The organism is Cetobacterium sp., from assembly GCF_048470075.1.
In the GTDB taxonomy this organism is placed as follows: domain Bacteria; phylum Fusobacteriota; class Fusobacteriia; order Fusobacteriales; family Fusobacteriaceae; genus Cetobacterium_A.
Map to the genome: position 1 here is coordinate 1 of NZ_DBGBQB010000016.1, position 2,033 is coordinate 2,033.

Annotated in this window: 1 protein-coding gene and 1 pseudogene; both read right to left on the bottom strand. The window is 30.4% G+C overall.

Annotation, left to right across the window (positions count from 1 at the left end; translation table 11 throughout):
- A pseudogene (locus tag ACMOUI_RS00470) lies at positions 1-373 on the bottom strand (hypothetical protein); the annotation flags it as partial.
- A 206-nt stretch (positions 374-579) separates the two neighbouring features.
- On the bottom strand, positions 580-1,872 hold the full coding sequence (locus ACMOUI_RS00475; protein WP_418963780.1) for an APC family permease: 1,293 nt from the start codon (positions 1,870-1,872) through the stop codon (positions 580-582).
- Between the last annotated feature and the right edge of the window lie 161 nt (positions 1,873-2,033).

Here is a 2,033-nt window from a genome sequence, read left to right on the forward strand (position 1 = left end):
ACCTATCCTCTATTATCTGTGAAAAAATAGAGGAGCTTGATATTTCAAAAGCTTTTCCTAAAGTAAAAGACAATAAAATATATATCCACAGTATATTCAGTTCCTCTATCTCTAAAATATATAAAACTGAAAATACCATAAATTGTATAAAATCTGTTGTAATCATTATATACTTTTTATTTAAACTCTCCAGATAGTTACCTAAAATTGGGCTTAACATAAACGCTGGTAGAGATGTCAATGCCATAAATGTTCCTAAAGCTGATGCTGACCCTGTTTTTTCCAATATAAAAATAGGTAGTGCTATCCTTAAAACTCCAACTCCAAAATAGGAGGTAACTCTACCAATTAAAAAATAAAATAGATTTCCCATGTCTACCCCTTTAAAATAATATTATTTTAGACACTATCTCTTTTTATTCTCTTTTTCAAATTCATTTAATCAATTCACTATTTATATTCTTTATATATAAATAAAAAATGCAGATGCTATGATTGATTTTAAATTTATTTTTTACAATAAAAAAGCAGCCAAAAATCTGACTGCTTTAAATCTATAAAACTTATCTATAGTTATGACTATTGTTTCTCCATCTGTTTTTTAGCATAAGTTACATATAGTATAGCTCCAATAGCAACTCCTATCATTATAAAAAATATTTTTTCATAAGATGATTGAGTCAATAACCATATTGAAAGAATTATGGCTGCTATTGGTACAACTGGACCTAAAGGTATTCTATATAATGCCTTTAATTTTTTCTTTCTAAAAACAAGAACAGATCCCGCTGTGGATATAAACTCAATCAATCTAGCTATAACTGTAAGACTGGCTAAAAATATAAAGTTTCCATAGAGAGCTAATCCTATTGTTATTGCAGTTGTTAGTAAAATTGCAAAACCTGCAGTTCCAAATCTTCCTTTTTTATTGAATATCTCTGGAACGTATTTGCTGTCGGCTAAAGCTTGAATCGATCTTGGTGCAATAAAGGATAGAGCGATAGTTATACCACCTATTGAAACTAGTGTGGCTATTGTTATAAATAAAAAACCTGATTTCCCAAATATAACTGCCGTTGCTGAAGCTATTGGAACAGATGTTGTTCCCAATTTAGGTCCCAATAGTCCAATACAAATTACCATAATTAACAGATAAAAAATTGAACAAAATATCATAACCCAGATTATAGCTTTAGGTAGGTTTTTTGTTGGATTTTGCATATCCTCTGCCGCAACTGCCAATAGGTCAAACCCCGTAAAAGCGTAGAATATAACCAGTGTTGCCACTCCTAAATTTCCAGTGGAAAGCCCTAACTCTATTTTTGGAATCAATGGCAGAAAATCTGAACCTTTTATGAAAAATATTCCTACAAAAATAAAAAATAGTAAAGGTAACAGTTTACTAACTGTAATTAGGTTATTTAATATTTTTGAAAATTTAACTCCTAAATAGTTCAAAACTCCTAAAAAAATTCCAATAGCTATAACGAACATCTTATTATAAAAAGGATCCACAGCTTGGGGATATATTCCCCCAAAAGCTGTTAAAAACCCTTGAATCTCTGCTGACCAGCTTACAATTCCAATAAACCATGCAAAAATTCCAATTTCAAATCCTACAAAATTTCCATAAGCCTCTTTTGCATACACAAAAGAGGATCCATTTTTATCAAATATACTCGCAGTTTCAGCAAAGCAAAGAGCAAGAAATAATGCTAGAACTGCATTTATTAAAATTACTATTAAGCTGGCCACTCCTACATCAGCATAGGCCTTATTTGGTAAAAGAAATATTCCTGATCCTATTATTGAATTTACTCCTAAAAAGAAAATACTCCAAAAACCAAGTTTATCACTCGTCAAATCCTCCATAAGTACACCTCTTTTTTACTTATTTTTTCAATAATCTTTTTTCTGTGTGAGTGTATCCTGCCACATGGTCCTCTGTTTTCTTTATCTCTTTTTTCTCTGTCATATGTTTATCTAGGTACTCTATTGATTCTCTCATATCCTGAAGTAATAATGACATCTGT

Bases quoted from the DNA above. Each gene is read 5' to 3' on its own strand.
- ACMOUI_RS00475 (WP_418963780.1), bottom strand. From the start codon at position 1,872: ATGGAGGATTTGACGAGTGATAAACTTGGTTTTTGGAGTATTTTCTTT.